At 51.0% G+C, this 19,565-nt stretch carries 22 protein-coding genes; 17 read left to right on the top strand and 5 right to left on the bottom strand.

What is annotated here, in order from left to right; all coding sequences use genetic code 11:
* Positions 1 to 36 precede the first annotated feature (36 nt).
* A complete protein-coding gene (gene rnr, locus NWAT_RS14475; protein ID WP_013221778.1) occupies positions 37 to 2,205 on the top strand; it encodes a ribonuclease R in 2,169 nt (722 codons plus the stop codon).
* 23 nt (positions 2,206 to 2,228) lie between these two features.
* On the opposite strand, the gene NWAT_RS14470 is transcribed toward rnr, so the two are convergent.
* Positions 2,229 to 3,818 carry a multicopper oxidase family protein gene (locus NWAT_RS14470; RefSeq protein WP_013221777.1) on the bottom strand — a complete coding sequence of 530 codons (1,590 nt, stop codon included), beginning with the start codon at positions 3,816 to 3,818 and terminating at the stop codon, positions 2,229 to 2,231.
* Between the two features lie 137 nt (positions 3,819 to 3,955).
* On the bottom strand, positions 3,956 to 4,876 hold the full coding sequence (gene asd / locus NWAT_RS14465) for an archaetidylserine decarboxylase (protein ID WP_013221776.1): 921 nt from the start codon (positions 4,874 to 4,876) through the stop codon (positions 3,956 to 3,958).
* 253 nt (positions 4,877 to 5,129) lie between these two features.
* On the opposite strand from asd, the gene gspE reads away from it, so the two are divergent.
* The 11 genes from gspE (at position 5,130) to NWAT_RS14415 (ending at position 14,484) form a co-directional block, all read left to right on the top strand.
* Entirely contained in the window at positions 5,130 to 6,872 is a 1,743-nt protein-coding gene (gene gspE / locus NWAT_RS14460; protein ID WP_013221775.1) for a type II secretion system ATPase GspE, read from the top strand.
* A 2-nt stretch (positions 6,873 to 6,874) separates the two neighbouring features.
* Complete coding sequence (locus NWAT_RS14455; RefSeq protein WP_013221774.1) at positions 6,875 to 8,107, top strand: type II secretion system F family protein; 1,233 nt, start codon at positions 6,875 to 6,877, stop codon at positions 8,105 to 8,107.
* Positions 8,108 to 8,123: 16 nt separating this feature from the next.
* Positions 8,124 to 8,558 (top strand): type II secretion system major pseudopilin GspG, encoded by a 435-nt coding sequence (gene gspG, locus NWAT_RS14450; protein ID WP_013221773.1) that lies wholly within the window; start codon positions 8,124 to 8,126, stop codon positions 8,556 to 8,558.
* A gap of 73 nt (positions 8,559 to 8,631) precedes the next feature.
* Positions 8,632 to 9,141: a GspH/FimT family protein gene (locus tag NWAT_RS14445; protein WP_013221772.1), complete on the top strand. Its 510-nt coding sequence runs from the start codon at positions 8,632 to 8,634 to the stop codon at positions 9,139 to 9,141.
* On the top strand, positions 9,134 to 9,583 hold the full coding sequence (locus NWAT_RS14440; protein ID WP_013221771.1) for a type IV pilus modification PilV family protein: 450 nt from the start codon (positions 9,134 to 9,136) through the stop codon (positions 9,581 to 9,583). The genes NWAT_RS14445 and NWAT_RS14440 overlap by 8 nt, the downstream gene beginning before the upstream one ends.
* Positions 9,584 to 9,662: 79 nt before the next feature.
* Complete coding sequence (locus tag NWAT_RS14435) at positions 9,663 to 10,889, top strand: hypothetical protein (RefSeq protein ID WP_013221770.1); 1,227 nt, start codon at positions 9,663 to 9,665, stop codon at positions 10,887 to 10,889.
* A gap of 33 nt (positions 10,890 to 10,922) precedes the next feature.
* Positions 10,923 to 12,131, top strand: a complete 1,209-nt coding sequence (locus tag NWAT_RS14430) for a glycosyltransferase (RefSeq protein ID WP_013221769.1) — start codon at positions 10,923 to 10,925, stop codon at positions 12,129 to 12,131.
* Between the two features lie 151 nt (positions 12,132 to 12,282).
* Positions 12,283 to 12,561: a BrnT family toxin gene (locus NWAT_RS14425; RefSeq protein ID WP_013221768.1), complete on the top strand. Its 279-nt coding sequence runs from the start codon at positions 12,283 to 12,285 to the stop codon at positions 12,559 to 12,561.
* Positions 12,558 to 12,833 carry a hypothetical protein gene (locus NWAT_RS14420; RefSeq protein WP_013221767.1) on the top strand — a complete coding sequence of 92 codons (276 nt, stop codon included), beginning with the start codon at positions 12,558 to 12,560 and terminating at the stop codon, positions 12,831 to 12,833. Before NWAT_RS14425 ends, NWAT_RS14420 begins: the two co-directional genes overlap by 4 nt.
* A gap of 284 nt (positions 12,834 to 13,117) precedes the next feature.
* Positions 13,118 to 13,438 carry a hypothetical protein gene (locus tag NWAT_RS17170; RefSeq protein ID WP_198342165.1) on the top strand — a complete coding sequence of 107 codons (321 nt, stop codon included), beginning with the start codon at positions 13,118 to 13,120 and terminating at the stop codon, positions 13,436 to 13,438.
* Entirely contained in the window at positions 13,435 to 14,484 is a 1,050-nt protein-coding gene (locus NWAT_RS14415) for a reverse transcriptase domain-containing protein (protein ID WP_049773025.1), read from the top strand. The genes NWAT_RS17170 and NWAT_RS14415 overlap by 4 nt, the downstream gene beginning before the upstream one ends.
* A 169-nt stretch (positions 14,485 to 14,653) precedes the next feature.
* Here the strand turns inward: NWAT_RS14415 and NWAT_RS14410 are convergent, their stop codons facing one another.
* Positions 14,654 to 15,187: a transposase gene (locus NWAT_RS14410; protein WP_013219491.1), complete on the bottom strand. Its 534-nt coding sequence runs from the start codon at positions 15,185 to 15,187 to the stop codon at positions 14,654 to 14,656.
* 13 nt (positions 15,188 to 15,200) lie between these two features.
* The gene (locus NWAT_RS17165) at positions 15,201 to 15,512 is read right to left on the bottom strand and encodes an IS630 transposase-related protein (protein ID WP_013220071.1); all 312 of its coding nucleotides are present in this window, start codon (positions 15,510 to 15,512) and stop codon (positions 15,201 to 15,203) included.
* A 43-nt stretch (positions 15,513 to 15,555) separates the two neighbouring features.
* Here NWAT_RS17165 and NWAT_RS14400 point away from each other — a divergent pair, with 43 nt between their 5' ends.
* The 4 genes from NWAT_RS14400 to NWAT_RS14385 all read left to right on the top strand — a co-directional run bounded on the left by NWAT_RS14400 (position 15,556) and on the right by NWAT_RS14385 (position 17,430).
* Positions 15,556 to 15,954, top strand: coding sequence for a VOC family protein (locus tag NWAT_RS14400; protein WP_198342164.1), 399 nt, complete (start codon positions 15,556 to 15,558; stop codon positions 15,952 to 15,954).
* Between the two features lie 99 nt (positions 15,955 to 16,053).
* On the top strand, positions 16,054 to 16,968 hold the full coding sequence (locus NWAT_RS14395) for a hypothetical protein (RefSeq protein WP_013221766.1): 915 nt from the start codon (positions 16,054 to 16,056) through the stop codon (positions 16,966 to 16,968).
* A complete protein-coding gene (locus tag NWAT_RS14390) occupies positions 16,961 to 17,209 on the top strand; it encodes a hypothetical protein (protein WP_013221765.1) in 249 nt (82 codons plus the stop codon). Before NWAT_RS14395 ends, NWAT_RS14390 begins: the two co-directional genes overlap by 8 nt.
* A gap of 2 nt (positions 17,210 to 17,211) precedes the next feature.
* Positions 17,212 to 17,430, top strand: a complete 219-nt coding sequence (locus tag NWAT_RS14385) for a hypothetical protein (protein WP_013221764.1) — start codon at positions 17,212 to 17,214, stop codon at positions 17,428 to 17,430.
* A 477-nt stretch (positions 17,431 to 17,907) separates the two neighbouring features.
* Here NWAT_RS14385 and NWAT_RS14380 read toward each other — a convergent pair whose 3' ends face one another.
* Positions 17,908 to 18,240, bottom strand: coding sequence for a DUF768 domain-containing protein (locus tag NWAT_RS14380; RefSeq protein WP_013221763.1), 333 nt, complete (start codon positions 18,238 to 18,240; stop codon positions 17,908 to 17,910).
* Between the two features lie 466 nt (positions 18,241 to 18,706).
* On the opposite strand from NWAT_RS14380, the gene NWAT_RS14375 reads away from it, so the two are divergent.
* The gene (locus tag NWAT_RS14375; RefSeq protein WP_232420155.1) at positions 18,707 to 19,396 is read left to right on the top strand and encodes an SAM-dependent methyltransferase; all 690 of its coding nucleotides are present in this window, start codon (positions 18,707 to 18,709) and stop codon (positions 19,394 to 19,396) included.
* The last annotated feature ends 169 nt before the right edge of the window (positions 19,397 to 19,565 follow it).

The raw sequence follows: 19,565 nt of genomic DNA, 5'->3' as shown, positions 1-19,565 counted from the left end.
AAACGCAAACTTTACCGACCCAAAAATTACTTGTCAATGAGCGATTGGAAAAAAAAGGACCCCTACTTTGCCCGTGAAACCCAGAAATACGGGCAACCTATCCCGAGCCGGGAATATATCATGCAATGTTTAGAACGGCGGGGTAGGCCCATGACTCGCAAGGAGCTGATAAAAACCCTAAAGCTTGATAGCGACGAGGAGGTGCGGGAGGCTTTCCGCCGCCGCCTGCGGGCCATGGAACGGGATGGCCAGCTCATGCGCAACCGCCGCCGCGCCTATGGCCTGGTCCACAAAATGGATCTAGTGCGGGGGCGGATCATCGGTCACAAGGATGGCTACGGTTTTCTGGTGCCTGATGAGGGGGGAGAGGATCTTTATCTTTCCGCCCGGCAGATGCGTGCTGTCCTGCATGGGGATAGGGCGGTTGCCCAGGTTACCGGGATTGACCGGCGTGGGCGCCGCGAGGGGGCCGTGATTGAAGTGTTAGAGCGGAATAATCACCGGGTTGTGGGCCGCTTTGTCGCCGAGGATACATTGGGTTTTTTAGTGCCCAGCAACCAACGTCTCAGCCAAGATATTCTAATTCCGTTGGAGCATCAGGAGGGTGCCCAGGATAATCAAATTGTCGTTGCCGAGATCACGGAGCAGCCTACCGTCAAGCGCCAGCCCATTGGCAGAATCATGGAGGTGCTCGGCGATCGCATGGCGCCAGGGATGGAGATGGATATTGCGCTTCAAATCCATGAACTACCCCATGTTTGGCCGGAAGAAGTGCTGACCGAGGCCAAGGTTTTCAAAACCACGGTGCCTAAAAAAGCAAAAGCGGGACGGTTAGATTTGCGGGATCTGCCTCTGGTGACCATTGATGGGGAAGATGCCCAGGATTTTGATGATGCGGTTTATGCGGAGCGCCACGGTCAGGGTTGGCGCTTGTGGGTGGCGATTGCGGATGTCTCCTGGTATGTACAGCCTTATTCCGCCCTGGATAGCGAGGCCGAAAAACGGGGCAACTCGGTGTACTTTCCCAGCCGAGTAATTCCCATGCTGCCGGAAGCGCTGTCTAATGGTTTGTGCTCCCTCAATCCAAAGGTGGATCGACTGTGTTTGGTCTGTGAAATGGTGATCGGTCCGCGGGGGGGGTTAAATAGTTTTCGCTTTCATTCCGGGATAATACGGTCAGCGGCCCGATTGACTTACCACCAGGCTGCGGCCTTGCTCGAGGATCGTGATCGCAAGCTGCAAAAGCGTTATGAGGCGGTGCTTCCAGGGCTTGAGGCCATGTACAGTCTTTATCAGGTGTTGCATAAAGCCCGGGTTCGGCGGGGCGCTATTGATTTTGAAATGGGGGAGACCCAAATCATTTTCGATGAAGCCCAAAAGATTAAGGATATTCAGCCCTTGGTGCGTAATGACGCCCATCGTCTGATCGAGGAATTCATGATCTTGGCCAATGTAGCCGCGGCTCGATTCCTAACGCAGCATAAGGTGCCCACCCTTTATCGCGTTCACGAACAACCGGCGGACGATAAGTTGGTCGATCTACACCGATTCCTGGCTGAATTAGGACTGGCGCTGCAGGGGGGCGAGTCTCCCGGAGCCAAGGATTTTGCCCGCTTTTTACGCTCTGTCCAGGAGCGTCCGGATGCCCATCTTATCCAGACGGTGATATTGCGCACCTTTAAGCAGGCGATTTACAGTCCCGATAACCATGGGCATTTTGGGTTGTCCCTGCCTGTCTATACTCACTTTACTTCTCCCATACGGCGCTACCCTGATTTGCTGGTGCATCGCGCTATTCGCCATGTGCTAGAGCAACGTTCCGCAAAAATGTTCCTTTATACTCGGGATGAGATGACGGCCCTGGGGGAGCATTGTTCCATGACCGAGCGCCGCGCCGATGAAGCGACCCGTGATGCCGAGGACTGGCTCAAGTGTGAATATATGAAGGACAAGGTCGGTGAGTCCTTTGATGGCTTAATTACCGGGGTGACATCTTTTGGCCTGTTTGTAGAACTCAGTGATATTTATGTGGAAGGACTGGTCCACGTGACGGCCCTGGGCAACGATTATTTCCATTTCGACCCTGCGGGTCGCCGTCTCCTGGGGGAGCACACGCGCCAAGTTTACCGTTTGGCCGATAAAGTTCGAGTCATGGTCGTCCGGGTCGATCTGGATGAAAAAAAGATCGATCTGGAATTAGCTTAAAGCAAAACGTGGCTTGCTTATTATTAGGCCCGTACCTGGAAGTTGCGCATCATATCCAGGTCTTCGTGCTCCATGTTATGGCAGTGGTATAAAAACAGGCCCTCATAGTCTTCGAAGGGTTTCAACAGGGTCACTTTTTCTCCCGGCATGACCAGGACTGTATCTCGCCACCCGCTGTTGATAAACCCCTTGCTGAGGGTGGTATAACTTTGCTGGAATGCCGGTAATACTTCCCGTCTTAAGATTTGAAAGGGTTGTCCATGAATGTGCATGGGGTGGGCCATCATCATGCCGCGGGCCCGCCGGTCCCGGTTGACGAATTCTATAAGTTGTAAGGAATCAAGTTTGACGCCCTCTTCCTCGGCGACGGCTGTCATGCTAAAGGAGCGGCCATTGAGACGCGGTGAATGGGGCCGCATGGAGAGATGGATAGTTCGGGGGTGGTCGGGGTTTTCCGCTTCCTGCATCTGATAGTTTCGAATGGTGGATAGACGTCTTGGTAACTTTTGGTTTTCATTCTCTTTACGTACTACCTGGACTTTCATGATGGAAAAATCGGCGCCATTGGGTAAGGCGCTGTCACCACCATGGCCATGTCTTCCCCTGCCGTGGCCTCTTCCTCCCATGCCACCACCCATGCGGGGCATGGTTCCGGAGAAGGGAAGACTTTGCAGCTTTATTTCGGAGCCCACCTTGCGTCCGCCAAAATCTACCCAGAGTTCTATTCGTTCGGCGGGAGCGAGGGTCACATAGGGATAGCGTTCCGGTTTCTCCAGTAATCCTCCGTCGCTGGCGATGACGGTCACAGGGGTGCCGTCGCTCCAGGCAAGTTTGTAGATACGGGAATTGGAGCCGTTGAGTATCCGCAGCCGGTAGGCGCGTGCGGCTACCGGGAGTTCGAAATCGGGGAAGCCATTGACCAGGATGCGATTGCCAAGGAATCCGGCCATCCGCTCATGCATCCCGCGAGTATAATGGAGTTCATTCTGCTGGCCGAACTGGCGATCCTGGATAACCAGGGGAATTTCGTAGTCGCCGCTTGGCAGATTAAGTGCCCGTTCCTCCTGGTCGCTAACCAACAGCAAACCGGCGAGACCAAAGTAGACCCGGTGTCCGGTGTATTGATGGGTATGGGAATGGTACCAGTAAGTGCCAGCGCGGTTGAGAACCTGGAAATCATAGCTGTAGGTTTGCCCTTGATCGATGGCATAACGGGGATGGCCATCTGATCTTTCCGGAACGTGAAGGCCATGTTGGTGGATGACACAGGGACCGGGAACCTTATTATGGAAGTGAATACGAACTTTTTGCCCTTGCCGGAGGCGCAGGATTGGCCCTAGATAGCTGCCAGGAATTTCTTCCACCGTTCCCTGGGGGCCTTTGAGCAATGTTGCCGAGAATTTCCAGACTTCCGTCGGTGGACCCGATAAGATGGAGGTTTTCGTGACCTGGGCAGTCATCCTGATTTCTACATCGGGATTTGAGAACAGGTAGGCATTGTTTTTGGGGCCGGCTCCCGCCCATAGCCAATTGGGGGCCAGGGCCATGGTTGCAGTCCCGATTCCTGCATACTGTAAAAATTTACGCCGTTTAATATCGATGAAAGAATTCATGAGTGCCTCCGAGGGACTAAGTGGCTGTTCCTTAAATTAAGGATAAGGCAAAAAATAGCTTTCTTAGGTTATTTCTTTGTAACCTACTGATTTTTAATGCTGGCGGTCCGCTTTTTATAGGGATAATTCTCGTTTTCTTAGGCGCTGGCCCGTTTTTTTTCCATCTCTGCCCGGACGGCGGTGATAAGTTGCCCCAGGGGCTGGCCCATGAGTACCGGCATTTCCGCTTGCAGCTCGGACTGCCAGTGGATCGTGTCGGGAGGAAAAATCAGAATAACGGTAGAGCCCATGTTAAAGCGTCCCATCTCCTGGCCTTTTGTCAGGGAGATCCCTTTATCTCCTTCGTAAAGCTGGTGATAAGGTTGATGCCGGTAGGGCGGGGTGATTTGGCCGGCCCATACAGTTTCGATACTGCCGACAAAAATGGCGCCCACTAACACCATGGCCAGGGGACCCGCTTCAGTGTCAAAAATGTTGACCACCCGTTCATTACGGGCGAAGAGATTATGGATTCCATTGACGGTTTTCGGGCTAACCGAAAATAATCGGCCTGGCAAGTAGGTCATTTCCCGTAAATGCCCTGATAAGGGCATATGGATACGATGGTAGTCCTTTGGGGAAAGGTAAAGCGTCGCAAATTGGCCGCCGCGGAAGGGGGCAGCTCGGCTTTCGGAGCCACCAAGCAGCTCTACTAGGTTGTAGCTCCAGCCTTTGGCTTGGAGCAGGCGGTCATCGGTGAGGGAGCCGAGTTGGCTGATACATCCGTCCGCTGGAGAAACGACGGCATCTGCCGAGTCTGCCATGGGTCGCGCACCTTTACTGAGAGCGCGGGTAAAGAAGGCGTTAAAATGGGGGTAATCTTTGGGGGAGGATGATTCCGCCTCTTTCAGGTTGACCCCAAAGATCCGGGCAAATAAGCGGATTTGGAGGCCCGTTAGCCCGGCAATCCGATGCCTAGTCAGGCGATACATGAGCTGGGACAGAGTATGTTGGGGGAGTAAGTGCTGATAGAGACTGAGAAGCCAGTCCCTGAGCCGGTGCTGAACCGTGTTAGCCATGAATTTGATCCTTAATCCTCGGTAATAAGGGCTATTTTATAGAGATATCGACATTATGGCATCCATTAAAGAAAACCTTGGCCGGTTGGATCGGTCTGAAGGGGGTATAGATTATAGGGCGGCAAATGATAAAATCGAGTGCTTGATTGGGAAATGCAGTATTCTTTTGTGATTTTTCGCCGAAGTATATTTAAAGACATCGTATTTCTTCGCTATTTGGCATCGGCACAAGTAAGGGACGGACTCTATTTTGGTGGCGCAACAACTTGGCAAAACTATTCCTATTACCCCTGCTCCTGAAGAGAAGGCGGTTCCCCCAAGCCTGGAGGAAAAGCTTGGCGAGTATTTGATTGAGCGGGGCAAGCTGCGGGCAGGTGAATTCCGCCATGCCTGGCGTTTGGCGGAGGAGGAAGGGCTGCGGCTTTCCGTGATGCTCATAAGGCTGGGGTTAATTTCGGAGCGGGATATGGCAGAAGCCTTTTCCGCCTTGCTTGATCTGCCGCTGCTAGCAGCGAACGATTATGATAGCAGCGATCTGAACGGTCAAGTTTCATTGCGATTCCTCAAAGAATCCCGGGCCATGCCTGTGCTGGAAGAAGAGGAGGCGGTGGTGCTGGCGATGGCCGATCCTAGTGATGATTATGTCCAGGAGGCTATCGCTCTCGCTTACAGCAAGCCCGTAAGCTTGCGGGTTGGTTTGCCTTCGGATATTGAAGCGGCCCTTGATCGCCAGGCCGGGGGAAAATCGGCCATGGGGCAGCTCGTCGAGCATCTGGGGGCAGATGAAGATGGAGAGACCGATGTCCAGCATCTGAAGGATATGGCCAGCGAGGCCCCGGTCGTCCGCCTGGTGAATCTGCTGATTCAGCGCGCGGTGGAATCCCGTGCTTCAGATATCCATATCGAGCCTTTTGAAAACAGTCTTCGAGTCCGCTACCGGATCGATGGCGTGTTGCGGGATGTGGAGGCTCCTCCAGCGCGTTCCACTGCTGCCGTGATTTCCCGCTTCAAGATTATGGCCAAGCTTAATATCGCTGAGCGGCGATTACCCCAGGATGGGCGAATCCAGCTTCGTATCCAGGGGCGGGAGCTGGACTTGCGGGTCTCGACGGTACCCACGCTTTATGGTGAGAGTGTAGTGCTTCGGCTGCTAGATAAAGGCAATGTGGTGTTGGATTTCGACTCCCTGGGCTTCCAGGGCAGTACCTTGGAGCGGTTTTTGTCAGTATTGGAGCAACCCCATGGGATTATTGTCGTCACGGGTCCCACAGGCAGTGGTAAAAGCACTACCCTTTATACCGCGTTGCATAAACTCAATACGCCGGATCGAAAAATTGTAACGGTGGAAGATCCGGTGGAGTATCAGCTTGAAGGGATCAACCAGATACAAGTTAAACCCCAGATTGGCCTTACGTTTGCCGGCGCTTTGCGGTCTATCGTGCGGCAAGATCCGGATGTCATCATGATTGGTGAAATGCGGGATAAGGAAACCGCCGGCATCGCCGTTCAATCGGCCCTGACGGGTCATGTGGTGCTCTCCACTCTCCATACCAATGATGCGGCTGGTGGGGTTACCCGCTTATTGGATATGGGAATAGAGGATTACCTGCTGACCTCCACCGTTAATGGTATTTTGGCCCAACGCTTGGTACGCACTCTCTGTAAACATTGCAGTGAACCTTACGAGGCCCTGCCTGAACTCATAGAGGAGCTAGAATTGCATCGCTTCAGCCAGGAAAAACCCGTGATGTTGCATCGTGCCGTTGGCTGCGAGCACTGTAACGGGATTGGTTATCATGGACGGGCGGCGATCATGGAATTTCTGGTGATGAGCGATCCTATTCGCCGTCTTGTACTCCAGCACACCGATGCGGGGGAGATTCAGAAGCAAGCTCAGAAAGAAGGCATGCGCATTATGTATGAAGACGGTCTTCATAAGGCACTCTCCGGCTTCACTACTATTGAAGAGGTCATCCGAGTTAGCCAGGAATCTTGATCATGGCTGCTTTCCATTACAAAGCATCAACGTCAGCAGGAGAAATCCTGGAAGGGGAGCGCCGGGCGGATGATGAAGCCAGCGTGGTTGAGTGGCTCCATTCCCAGGGCTATATTCCCCTTCGCATTGAAGAGGCCACCGCCGGAGGCCGGGGCCGATCCCGTCGGTCGGCCGGAAAGCGCCTGTTCGGACGCAAGAAAGCGGTTCGCCAGAACGAAGTGGCGGTACTGACTGGAGAGCTGGCGACCCTATTGCGGGCCGGTCTCCCTTTGGACAGGGCTTTTAGTATTTTGATGGAGATTGCCGAAGAAGGACCCGTAAGGCAGCTTTTAAGCCAGCTTCAAGAGCAGGTAAGGGGAGGGTCTTCTCTGGCGGAAGCCATGGAAACCCAGACCGAAACTTTTTCTCCCCTCTACATCAGTATGATCCGTGCGGGCGAGGCAGGAGGCGCTTTGGATGTGATCCTGGGGCGGCTCGCCGATTTCATGGAGCGCTCCAAAGCTTTGAGAAACGCGGTCACTTCGGCCCTCATTTATCCTGCTATTTTGGTGGGCGTTGCCGGTCTTTCCGTCATTATTTTATTAACCTTTGTGGTTCCCCAGTTCCAGCAGCTATTTGAAGACGCGGGTAAAGCCTTGCCAGTGGCTACCCAGATCGTGATTGCCGCGGGCAATCTTCTGCAAAATTATTGGTGGGCGCTGTTACTGGGTTTCCTGGCCATCTTATTGTTTATGCGCTATCAGCTACAGATTCCAGAACGCCGCTATCGCTGGGATGGCTGGCTGCTGCGGTTGCCTCTGGTAGGCGACTTGATCGCCAAGTTGGAAGTGGCGCGCCTCTCTCGCACCTTGAATAGCTTGTTGCTCAATGGAGTGCCTTTGCTTTCAGCGCTGGCAATTATCAAGAATACCTTGAGCAATCAGGTAATGGCGGAAGCCCTGAGCGAGGTCGCCGACGCCCTGCGCCAAGGCCATGGAATGGCTGATCCCTTATTGGAGACAGCCTTATTTCCCAAAATGGCGGTGCAAATGATTAAGGTGGGGGAGGAAACAGGCCAATTAGAGGATATGCTCGGTCAGGTCGCCGAGGCCTATGATCTGGAAGTGGAATCGACAATTAAGCGGCTATTGGCCTTATTGGAACCTGTCTTGATCCTGACCCTGGGTGTGGTCATCGCCGGGATTATTATGTCTATACTGGTTGCTATTTTAAGTGTTAATGAATTGGCGTTTTAAAAACGAGGAAATTTTGATGCAATTAAAGAAAGTAGGCTCTACCGGTAGCTTTGGTTTTACCCTCATCGAGTTATTGGTGGTGCTGGTTATTCTGGGTTTATTGGCGGGCCTCGTTGGACCCCAAGTAATGAAATATTTAGGCGGCGCGAAGACGGATTCGGCTCGCCTCCAAATTGAGGATTTAGCCGCTACCCTTGAACTCTACCGGTTGGAAGTAGGACGTTATCCCAGTACCGAGGAGGGGCTCCAGGCGCTGGTGGAAGCGCCCCCTGGAGCCAACCGTTGGAATGGCCCCTATTTAAAGAAAAAGCAGGTGCCAGCAGATCCGTGGGGATATGAGTATCATTACCGCTCGCCAGGTGAGCATGGTGCTTTCGATATTTATTCCCTGGGTGCGGACAATTCCGAAGGGGGTGAGGGTGAAGATCAGGATGTCGTTAGCTGGAAATAACCGCCAGACTATCATGTTTCCAAGGAAGGAAAGAAATTTTGATTAGGAAAAAAGCCTCCATGGTTCAAGCCCTATGGCGGTGAAAAGGTCTTCCGCCCTTCTCTTCCAGCGGGAGGGGATTGTCTTCCCGAGAGGGGGGTGGCACCAGCCCCAGCGGGCATTTACCCTGCTCGAATTGCTGGTAGTTTTGGCTCTTGCGGCGATATTAATGGCTTTGGTGCCGCCTTTATTGCAAGGAGGCGTCGCCAACGCCGAGTTGAAAAGTACCGCCCGGAAATTGGCGGCAGCCCTAAAATACGTTCGCAGCCAAGCCATTACTCACCACCAGGAAGCCGTTTTGGTAGTAGATTTGGAACGTCGCTATTTTATGATGACCGGCAAAAAACGTCGCTATCCAATTCCGGATAATCTGGAAATCTCCCTCGTTACTGCCCGTTCCGAATTGGATAGCGATCGTATCGGCAAAATCCGTTTCTTCCCCGATGGCACTTCCACCGGTGGTCGTATTACGGTTGCCCAGGGCAAGAGCAAATACGGGGTTGATATTAATTGGCTGACCGGTCAGGTGGCCATTCTTGATTAAGGGCCAGAGGGGATTTTCTTTACTTGAAGTATTAGTAGCCTTCGCTATTCTGGGAGTCGCGCTGGGAGTGCTACTCCAGATTTTTGCCACCGGGATGCGAGCCACCACATTATCGGAAGACTATACCTATGCTGCTTCGCTTGCGGAGACTAAGCTTGCGACTATTGGGGTGGAGGCGCCCTATTTAGAAGGCATTGAGGAGGGAAGATTCGACCAGAAATATAGCTGGCGTACCACCATCCTTCCCTATGAGGAACCACAGGAAGCACTGGAAGAGCTAGAAAGACGGCAAATAAGCCAGGGAGGAGGCTTTGATAATAACCTGATGAATCTCTCTGTCCTTCCTTATCGGGTCAGAGTAGAAGTGTTTTGGGAAACAGGAGGGGGTAAAGTGCGAGAGGTTGCTCTCGAAACTTTACGTTTAGGATCAATGCTACCCTAGATGGCGTGGTGCTAGCAGCCTCATCGCTTTCAGTCTTCCAGAAAAATACTTAAATGTAATATTTGCGCGAGGGCTTTTAATGAAAGGGATGCTCTTACCTTTGCCTTCACCCAGTACGGCTCCTACTTTTTCCTTCTGGCGTATGCTATTCACGGCCTTGGGGGTGATGGTTCTCAGCGGCGTTCTGCTGGTGGGTGGTTTTCTGGCCTATTATCTTCAAGGTTTTACCTTACCTGAAGTTCAGCCTAGAGTTTGGCGCGGAGATACCCTGCAATTGGTTGCCGGGCAAGGCGCCAGCGTGGGGAAAACATTGGAGCTCCAGGCCCTTTCCAGCGGAGGTCAGGCCATCATTTCATCAGGCAAAATGACTCTGACCGCAGCGCAATATCCTGTTCTCGAATATCAGTTACAGGGACTCCAGCCAGGTATGGAAGTAGTCTTTTTTTGGCGCGGGGAAACGGCCCCGGAAAAGGTGGTTTCCTTGCCTTTGCGCTGGGATGGGGAGGAAAGCACTTTGATGCGGCTTGATCATCACCCCGCCTGGCGGGGCGCTATCATTGAATTTGGTCTTGGTTTTCGCAACACACTTCCTGCTCCAGTAGTTATTAAAGAACTCGATTTTAAACCGCTTTCGGCGACGACATTGCTGGCTCTGGTAGGTTCTGATTGGCGCACTTTCCAAGGCTGGAGTCAACGTTCCATTAATTTTGTGACAAAGGGTAATGCTTTGGTGCCACCGCTGGTAGGAGCAGCCGCCTGGGCCGGGCTTGCTTTATGCTTATATGCCATGGGGCTTGTTTTTCAGCGTCGATATTGGGATTGGCGCGTAATAGGAACGATTTTTTTGCTGGCATGGCTAGCAGTTGATATTCATTGGCAAGCGGATCTTTGGCAGCAATTGCAAGCGACCTATGAGCGCTATGGCGGCAAAGGGTGGGCGGAAAAACACCGGGCTGCCGAGGAGGATAAGCAACTGTTTGAATTTGCCGCCGAAATCAAGGCCCACTTGGGGCCTATTCCTCAACGTGTTTTTCTGGTGACGGCAAAGTCCTTAGCAGAAGATCCTTATACCCGTCTTCGGGTGCGTTATCATTTACTGCCCTACAATATCCATGACGATGGCGCCCATCTGCCCCGCCAGGCCGACGCCCAGAAAGGTGACTATCTTTTGATACTTGGCCCGACTCCTGAATTTATGTTTGATCCGGAAAAGGGATTCCTGCGAGGAAGAGGAAGAGAAAGGACAAAGCTGGCGGTAAAAAGGATTCACGAGTCCGCCATGGGCGTCCTTTATCAACTACGGTAAGCGTTCATCCCGTTTAGTTTAAAGCGATTCTTAATGTTACGGGTTCTCCATATTGGTAAATTTTTCCCACCTTTCGCTGGTGGGATGGAGTATTTTCTGCGGGACTTATTAGTAGCTTTATCCCGGCAAGGTATTGAGGTGGCAGCGTTGGTTCACGATCATCTCTCGCCTCGGCAACGGCGCTGTTCCCATTATTCCGATCCCGCCGAATGGCCCTTCCCCGTTTATCGCGCCCCCTGCCATGACCGTGTTCTCTACGCCCCGGTCAGTCCCCAATTCCCTTTCTGGTTGCAGAAAACTATCCGGGATTTTAAACCAGACCTTTTGCACCTGCACCTTCCCAATACCTCCGCTTTTTGGGCCATGGTGGTGCCAGTGGCCCGGCGGCTGCCCTGGATTATCCATTGGCATGCTGATGTGGTCGCATCCCCCCATGATAGGCTTTTGAGGCTAGCCTATCCTTTTTACCGTCCCTTTGAGCAACGTCTTCTGAAAGATGCTTCGGCTATCATTGCCACTTCGCCTCCCTATCTTGACAGTAGCCTGGCATTAAGGCTCTGGCGAGACAAGTGCCATATTATTCCCCTTGGCCTCGATCCGTCCCGCTTGCCGGAACCTAGTGAAACCGAGCAAACAACGGCCCATCGGCTGTGGGGAGATGGGGCGCGCTTGCGGGTGCTTACCGTGGGTCGTTTGACCTACTACAAGGGGCATGAGGTGTTACTGCATGCTATTCAGCCCCTGCCAGAAGTCCGCTTGGTAGTGGTTGGCGCTGGCGAAGGGGAAAGGAAACTGCGTATGCTGATTGCAAAGTTAGCCTTGGAAGGGCGGGTCAGCTTGCAGGGTGGCTGCACGGAGGCGCAGCGCAATGCGCTATTGGCAACCTGTGATATCTTGTGCTTGCCTTCCATCGAGCGGACCGAAGCCTTTGGAGTCGCGCTTTTAGAAGCCATGAGGTTTGCAAAGCTGATAGTCGCCAGCAGGATAAAGGGCTCTGGCGTGGGTTGGGTTGTCGCCGATGGGGAAACGGGAATATTGTGTCCCCCTCAAGACCCGGCTAGCTTAACCCAAGCCCTTGGGGATTTGTTGCACGCGCCTGAAAAACGGGAATCCTTTGGTAAGGCGGGGAAGCAGCGCTTCCGTCAGTATTTTCAAATCGATCGCATTGCGGAAAGAACAGCCGCGCTTTATTTTCGTGTGAGAAAGAAGATGCCCGGACTTCGGAAATTGAGAGAGGGATAACCAACCGCAAGGCGTCTTTACAAGCTTAATTTTAAGTCTGTAAAGACGCTGCGCGGATTCTCTGCGCGGCCTTTAGCCGCTTCGGCGGCAACTCAGCTTGGGTGTTAGCCGCCAAAGCACAAACTGCACACAATGTACTACAATCAGCAATATGAAGCCAATCTCCTGGAATCCGGAAAAGAACATCCTTCTGAAAGCTCAGAGAGGAGTTTCTTTTGAAGATGTGGTATTCCACATTATGGCCGGCGATATCCTCGACACAATTGACCACCCGAATCAGGAGCATTACCACGGCCAGCAGATTCACGTGATTGCTATTGAAGGATATGTATACCTCGTTCCGTTTGTCGAGTCGGAGGATGAGGTTTTCTTGAAGACAATTATTCCGAGCCGGAAAGCTACCAAGCCCTACCAAGGTGGTAATAAATGAGCAAGCTAGATAAAGAAGAACGCGGAATTCTGGAGGCGTTTGAGGCAGGCAACGCAAAACGTTCTAAGGATGCCACTAGTATCCAGAAACGGCATCAAGAATACGCCGAAGCCATGTTTAGGAAGGATGCTCGAATCAATATTCGGCTCTCTTCCAAGGATCTTCGTGCCCTGCAGAAGAAAGCTCTTTCTGAAGGCATTCCATACCAAACTTTAATTGCTAGTATCCTTCATAAGTATGTTGAGGGTCGGCTACGTGAAAACAGCGGCTAACCATACGCTGCACCTGATCGCTATTCCGCAGGCGCTCCATAGTGGCAGGTGAGCTCAGGCGTTATGTGTACCTAACCCGAGCCATTTGATAATATGCAGACTACGCCTCTAGGAGGCGAACGGGCGCCCATTAGGCTGTTCTCTGAACAGGCCCCGGGGGATGGGCTCCTCAAGCCCCGTCCAATTGGAAACTTACTTTTACGCGGTTGCGCCCGTGGGAGGCCCGGTCCTAGATCGGGCCTTTTGTCGTTATGGCGATAAGATTCGAAGAGCACCTTGCGAGTGTGATTGCAGAGGAGGCAGATAAGTTGATCCAGCGCTATCATGCTTATCATAATGCGCTCCACGTTGAACACCTTCGAAATCTGAAGCGCATATCTAATGCCCCACCGAAGGTCGTCAAAGTTCCGGACTACTGGAAGCTGGATCGCAAGTTCAACCCATTTTACGTCAAATCTCGACGCAATAGCATTGCCCGCTCGATCACAAAAAAACTCGCAAATCACTCCTACATACCGAACGATCCGCATATCACGGAAATTCCTAAGCGCGACGGGGGTGTTCGAAAGGTTTCCGTCTACCAAATTCCAGATGCGGCTGTTTGAAGATTTTTTACGAGCGGCTTCTTGAGAAGAATAAACATAGGTTTAGCTCGTTCTCCTACGCTTACCAAAGCGACCGGAACGTGCATTTCGCGATCCAGGACATCTGGCTTGATGTGTCGCGCGATGCTAGAACATTCATTGCTGAGTTCGATTTTTCGGACTTCTTTGGGTCGATTTCTCATGAGTACCTTCGGAAGCAATTCGACTGCAATGGCTTCTACATCAGCGATAAAGAGCGCGCTGTTATCGATGCATTCTTGAAGTCACGTGAAGTTGGGATTCCGCAGGGTACGTCAATCTCTCTGTTCTTGGCGAACTTGGTTTGCTGGCAGCTTGATCAGGAGTTTGAACGGACGGGGCTCAAGTTTGCTAGGTACGCGGACGATACGGTGATTTGGAGTCAGAGCTATCAGCGCATCTGCGATGCTTTTACCATTATCAACGATTTCTCGGTCGTAACTGGCATCAAGATAAACCCTAAGAAGTCCGATGGAATCAGCCTTCTCACACGTCCAGGATTGCCTGCAGAGCTAGCAAATACAAAGATCTCCATTGACTTCTTGGGCTATTCAATTTCAGTGGATTCCGTCAGCATTAAGAAATCTTCGGTACAGAAGATTCAGCAGCAGATTTCATATCTTCTCTATCGAAATCTCTTGCAACCGTTGAGAGGGAAGAAGCTCCGTGGGCTCGTCATTCCGGCTAACGGGAAGGACCCGGCGCTGCTTACAGCAATGCTGCAAATTCGCCGTTATCTATATGGCGGGCTGACAAGCCAGCAGCTCCGGAACTACATCAATAGTCGATCAAAGCGCATACACTTCAAAGGGATCATGAGCTTCTACCCGCTAATTAATGACACAGAGCAATTACGATTCCTTGATGGATGGCTGGTGTCGGCAATCTTCAGAGCAGTTCAGTCGAGGTCGAAACTATTTAAGAAGTGGAAACACGATCAATCACATCAGTCGCACATAACAAAGCGCTTGAGCGGGACATTTTACCGCGCTGGCGTACGGCAAAACGTCCTTCAGCTTAGGCGTTAGGTGGTTACAGAAAGGGAGAGTATCGAATGAGATGGAAGGGCATTAATCATGTTGAGCTGTCGGTACTCGACTACAACGAGTCGATTGCTTTCTTTGACAAGATGTTTGGATGGCTTGGATATAAGAGTTTCTGGACGCTCGATATGGGGTATCGTTCCATCTATTATAGTCATTTCATTGAATTATAAGACAATATAAGTTGGTCGATTGTTGTGTTTTGAGGGATGGATTTTCTCCTTTTTTTCATGGCGCCGAATGTTTTTTCTATGGGGTTAAAGTCTGGCGAGTAAGGCGGCAATGGTATGACCATGTGATAAGCCGGCGCCACGAACTTCTGAATACGTTTATGCTTGTGGAAGCTGGCGTTATCCATGACGATGATGGTGGGTTCATCCAGCTTTTTCATCAGGCATCGCTCAATCCATGTTTCCACAAGAGCTGCTGTACATGAGCCTTCAAAAAGGATGGGAGCCAGCCATTTTTTCTGACGTCCCGATGCATTGTGACGTTGCGCCATGATCAGATTGGTTCTGCGCTTGCGTTTTCCGCTCACAAGACCAAGAATTTTTTGCCCCTTTGTTACCCAGCCCATATCTCTATAGCAAGGCGCATCAAAGCCAGTCTCATCAATGTAAATCAGGTTCTTAAAGCCCCTCATGCGATGCTCGGCGCGGAGCTTTTCCAAATACTCCTGCCTTTTCATAGTACAGCGCTCGCTATACCCGCGCTCTTTTTTTTACGATGCCCAAGCGCTTGAGCGCATAGTGCATTCCGCTCACAGCAACGCCAAAAATCTCAGCACGCTCATGCAAGAACATATCGGGATGGTCCTTAACATGTTTCTTTAAAGCCTCTTTATCAATCTTGCGATCTCTCGAACCATGAATTTTCGGGGTTAAATCTTCCATATCAAGCCATCTGTATAGAGTAGAGCGGGAAAAACCAAAAAGACGGGATGCTTCAACCTTACTGCCGCCGTTTTTTATGTACGAGAGCGCGGCCTCTCTCAAATCAAGTGAATAAGTCATGCTAAAGCATAACATGTCCCATAATTAAATGAAATAACTATACATGGCGCGGTTCCCATTCTTTCACAGTTACATCGGTATTCAGCCTGCCGCAGGCGGCGAGATCGTTCGACATGCCGATAAAAAGCCGGGGATCCATCATCTTGCGCTATGGGCAAGAAATCGTCGTGAAGTAGACCGCTTCCACCAAGAATTTCTGTTGGCAAACGATGTCAATGTTACCGATGCGCCAACAGAATACCCTACCTACACGCCCGGCTACTACGCAGTGTTTTTTGATGATCCGTTTACGGGAATACACTTCGAGCTTGCCCATACACCTCTGATCCCGTCCATTCCCGCCTATCTCAAGTGGCGCAAGACGCTTAAGCAAGAGTGGAAGCAGCATCTGGAAATGAAAGAGCCGCTGTGGAAAGCAGCGATGCGGGATCTACCAAAATGACTGTAAATCAACCTAATAAGGCGCTCCACCTGATTGCTATTCCGCTGGCGCTCCATAGCGGCAGGTGAGCTCAGGTGTTAGGCATAAAAAGGACTTCTGATGAAAGTAACGTTAGATCTAGATCAATTACTCAGTGAAGGAGAGATTACTCAGATTGAGTACAACAAGCTTAGTGAGCTAGCTGCGAAATCCACGAGATCACTGGCTTTTAATATATTGATTGGATTGAGCGTTATTGCTGTTAGTGGGGCCTCTCTTGCCCTTCTTCCGGCACCAACAACTGCAATTGTAATTGGATTATTCATCCTTATCGCCGGTTTGGCATTACTGCGTAGCGGCTGGGAGCAATGGAGGGTTCTTTCCAATATTTGTATCTTGGTTGGAGCACTGATGACAGGTGGTGGAGTCGTAACCGAATTCAAAGGCAGTTTCTTATCCATTCTATCTGTGACAGCAATATTTACTGTGGCAGCAATCTTTGCCAGAAGCACTTTGTTGGCTGTTCTCGCTACATTAATGTTATCTGCCAGTATCGGGGCAAGAACCGGTTATTTTCATGCGAGTTACTTCCTGGTAATTCAAGAGCCGACTATTACAGTTATTCTATTTAGCCTGTTAGCAATCGGCCTTTATCACTTATCTAAGAAACTTTCAGCTGAATATGAAAAGATTGCAATTGCATCGGCAAGAGCAGGAGTATTCTTTGTCAATTTCGGTTTTTGGGTGGGTTCTCTTTGGGGTGAGCGTTCTGAGGCAAGAGAAGTCCTTATATCAGATACCGTCTTTTCTTTTCTCTGGGCTCTAGCTTTATTGGCAACTGCAATATGGTCATGGAAGGGTAGCCGCAGGTGGGTTTTGAATACGGTTGCTGCTTTTGGTGGTATTCATTTTTATACCCAATGGTTTGAGCATTTAGGAGCTTCCCCAGGAGCCGTGCTTGTGGCTGGCTTACTTGCTTTGGCATTTGCAGTGGGGCTCCGGAGTATAAATTCAAAAATGAAAGAAAATGCCTAACAGTCACATTCACTTGGATAGCGATAAGCAACGCTCGTTCCTCGCTTTGCTTATCGCTGCCAGTGATGTAAGGCATTATGCAGTGTTCACCGCGTTGGCAGAACCGGAGGGTATGGTGAGCGAATTCATTATTTATGTTGTATGGAGAATCCCGAGGGGCTATGACAAGCCTGTGGTCTTGGTCACTGCTTATAGGCCAGACCCTGAGCGATGGAACAAAGCATTCACGAAGAGGCGGTGATTATGACACGGCGTATGAAGACGAAGTACGTGCATGAAGGAAAATATGTGGTGGAGGTAGCAGTGACGCTGATTGAGGACGAAACGGAATGGTCCCCCTATTTGAGCGTCGAGGATGCATACAAACTGGACGCTGTACGAGATACACTTCGGCAAGGCAACTTGGATGCGGCCTCTCGATATGGCCGTATCTACGAACTTCGTCCAGTGGCGCATCAGTAATTGCATAACAACAAGCTTCGATTCGGGCCGGCTTTTCCGCTAACGCTCCAAAGTCGGCCGGTTAAGATAAGCGTTATGTTTCAGGATAACAAGGCGAAAATTTAGCAGGAAAGAACGAAATGTTATTCGTCGTTTAGTTGAAGGGGGATGGATCTTCTTGGAATATCATCAATCTACTAGATCGCGACTTGACTGGGCATTAGACTTGTAGTGGAACGTGACACGTTATCTTCTCGGCTTCTCTTTGAAGGACAGCAAATAGCATAACAAGTGCTCAAGGATGTTCCGGCCCGGCCGTGCCTCTTTCGCTTCGCCTTCGCTACAAATGCGCCCCTGATGCAAGGCGTTATGCACAAAAATAGGACGAGCTACCTTGCCAGTTGAAAAAATGGGGTCAGATCCCCATTGATTCAAGTTTTCTATGGGCCATACTTAAGTACGTTGGTGAGCCGGTGTGAGTGAGTTGGATGGCGGGTCTCAGTCGCCGTCTTCAGTTTCCTGAGCCAGTAGATACTTGAGCGTAAAGGCATCGTAGTCGAAATCGGTCTCGTCCGAGACCGCGGCCAGAACCTGGGGCGCTATGCGCTCCCACTCCTCCTCGGTCTCGAAGTCTGAGAAGTTCGCTGCGGCCGCCTCGGCAAACATTTTCTCCATCAGCCGCTTTGCCCGCGCTTTGTGGCTCTCGATGTCGGTATTGGCGCCGGGAGGGATGTTTTCCTCGATCCAAGTCTCAGCCCACCTCAGGAAGCGCTTGCTCATAACTGCCCACCTATCTTCTGCATCGTATTCGGGGCCGGTTTCCCGGGCCATTGTGATCCACCCGATATTTCGGTGTAAATAAAAATGTTACTACATACCATTGAAGGCTTCAATAGTCGCTCGATATAGAGATGTTAAGCTTGTAGGTGGAAGGTGTTGCGGATTGATTACAGATCCGGCTATTGGGCGTACTACAAAAAGCAAGTCAAAAAGGTCATTATTTTACTAGCTGGAGGTGACAAGCATTCACAGGCCAGTGATATCAAGACGGCCTTGCGCCTTACTCGGAAGCTGTAAGAACGTGCCATGACCAAGGCTATTACTACCCTCTACGATGTCGCCGAACACCTTAAATGATTAGGTAACTGTCCGATGAGTACGTGCACAGCAGAAGAAGCACTAACAAGTCGCTACAGTGGATGTGCTACGCGCAACGCTGAATTCCGGCGTTAGCCGCCTTCTTCCGGAGAAGTGTTAATGAATAAAATAAGGGATGGCATTTAAACTGAAGGAGATTATGCCTTGGGGCCGTACGTTTCAAGAATACGTGGGAATGTTTGCACTTTCGGAAGAGGATCTCACCAGACCGATTCTTGGGTGTGGTGACGATCCAGCCAGCTTCAACGCGGAATTGACAAGGCGTGGGGGCACGGTTGTCTCTGTGGATCCTCTCTACGCATTCGGCGCGGATGAGATCAGTCGGCGAGTAGACGAGACGTTTGATATCGTCATGGAGCAAATACGTCAGAACGAAGATGAGTTCGTTTGGGACCCTATCCGCTCCGTTAATGAACTGGGAAAAGTCCGAATGGCGGCGATGCAGGACTTTCTTTCGGATTACCCACAAGGCAGGGCTGATGGGAGATACCTTCGGGGCTCCGCTCCAGACTTGAATTTCGCTGACGGCAGTTTCGGCCTCGCCCTGTCCTCGCACTTCTTGTTTCTCTATAGTGACCACTTAGATGGCAAGTTCCACATCGATACTATCTCAGAGTTGTGCCGCGTGTGCGGAGAAACAAGGATATTCCCGCTGCTCCAACTAGGTGCCACACCCTCTCCCCATGTAGAACCGGTGGTGGAGCATTTTCGGGCTGAGGGGTACGAGGTGATGCAGGTCAGAGTGCCCTATGAATTCCAGCGGGGAGGGAATCAGATGCTGAAGATCAGAAAAGTCGAAAATGGCACAACTAGAGTGAATTCAAAATGAAATAAAAACACTAGGAAATGGTTGTCTGAAAAAATTTGGAAGGAAGGGAGCAAGCAGATCGAGACCGATGCGAATGCTGGTAGGCTTTACTTCCTAGTTGAGGAAGCGATGCCTGAAAAGGTAAAGGGGAACTTAAAATAGCTATCAATGGATAAAATAACTTCACGGA

It is taken from the genome of Nitrosococcus watsonii C-113 (assembly GCF_000143085.1).
In the GTDB taxonomy this organism is placed as follows: Bacteria; Pseudomonadota; Gammaproteobacteria; order Nitrosococcales; family Nitrosococcaceae; genus Nitrosococcus; species Nitrosococcus watsonii.
The sequence above is the reverse complement of the archived record's forward strand: the minus strand, read 5'-3'. Positions and strand labels throughout refer to the sequence as shown.

Coding starts and splice junctions, on each gene's coding strand:
- NWAT_RS14470 (WP_013221777.1), bottom strand. CDS start 3,818: ATGAATTCTTTCATCGATATTAAACGGCGTAAATTTTTACAGTATGCA.
- NWAT_RS14410 (WP_013219491.1), bottom strand. CDS start 15,187: ATGAAAAGGCAGGAGTATTTGGAAAAGCTCCGCGCCGAGCATCGCATG.
- NWAT_RS14395 (WP_013221766.1), top strand. CDS start 16,054: ATGAAAGTAACGTTAGATCTAGATCAATTACTCAGTGAAGGAGAGATT.
- NWAT_RS14430 (WP_013221769.1), top strand. CDS start 10,923: ATGTTACGGGTTCTCCATATTGGTAAATTTTTCCCACCTTTCGCTGGT.
- NWAT_RS14420 (WP_013221767.1), top strand. CDS start 12,558: ATGAGCAAGCTAGATAAAGAAGAACGCGGAATTCTGGAGGCGTTTGAG.
- NWAT_RS17165 (WP_013220071.1), bottom strand. CDS start 15,512: ATGACTTATTCACTTGATTTGAGAGAGGCCGCGCTCTCGTACATAAAA.
- rnr (WP_013221778.1), top strand. CDS start 37: ATGAGCGATTGGAAAAAAAAGGACCCCTACTTTGCCCGTGAAACCCAG.
- NWAT_RS14435 (WP_013221770.1), top strand. CDS start 9,663: ATGAAAGGGATGCTCTTACCTTTGCCTTCACCCAGTACGGCTCCTACT.
- NWAT_RS14455 (WP_013221774.1), top strand. CDS start 6,875: ATGGCTGCTTTCCATTACAAAGCATCAACGTCAGCAGGAGAAATCCTG.
- NWAT_RS14390 (WP_013221765.1), top strand. CDS start 16,961: ATGCCTAACAGTCACATTCACTTGGATAGCGATAAGCAACGCTCGTTC.
- NWAT_RS14375 (WP_232420155.1), top strand. CDS start 18,707: ATGCCTTGGGGCCGTACGTTTCAAGAATACGTGGGAATGTTTGCACTT.
- asd (WP_013221776.1), bottom strand. CDS start 4,876: ATGGCTAACACGGTTCAGCACCGGCTCAGGGACTGGCTTCTCAGTCTC.
- NWAT_RS14425 (WP_013221768.1), top strand. CDS start 12,283: ATGAAGCCAATCTCCTGGAATCCGGAAAAGAACATCCTTCTGAAAGCT.
- NWAT_RS14385 (WP_013221764.1), top strand. CDS start 17,212: ATGACACGGCGTATGAAGACGAAGTACGTGCATGAAGGAAAATATGTG.
- gspG (WP_013221773.1), top strand. CDS start 8,124: ATGCAATTAAAGAAAGTAGGCTCTACCGGTAGCTTTGGTTTTACCCTC.
- NWAT_RS14380 (WP_013221763.1), bottom strand. CDS start 18,240: ATGGCCCGGGAAACCGGCCCCGAATACGATGCAGAAGATAGGTGGGCA.
- NWAT_RS14400 (WP_198342164.1), top strand. CDS start 15,556: ATGGCGCGGTTCCCATTCTTTCACAGTTACATCGGTATTCAGCCTGCC.
- NWAT_RS14445 (WP_013221772.1), top strand. CDS start 8,632: ATGGCGGTGAAAAGGTCTTCCGCCCTTCTCTTCCAGCGGGAGGGGATT.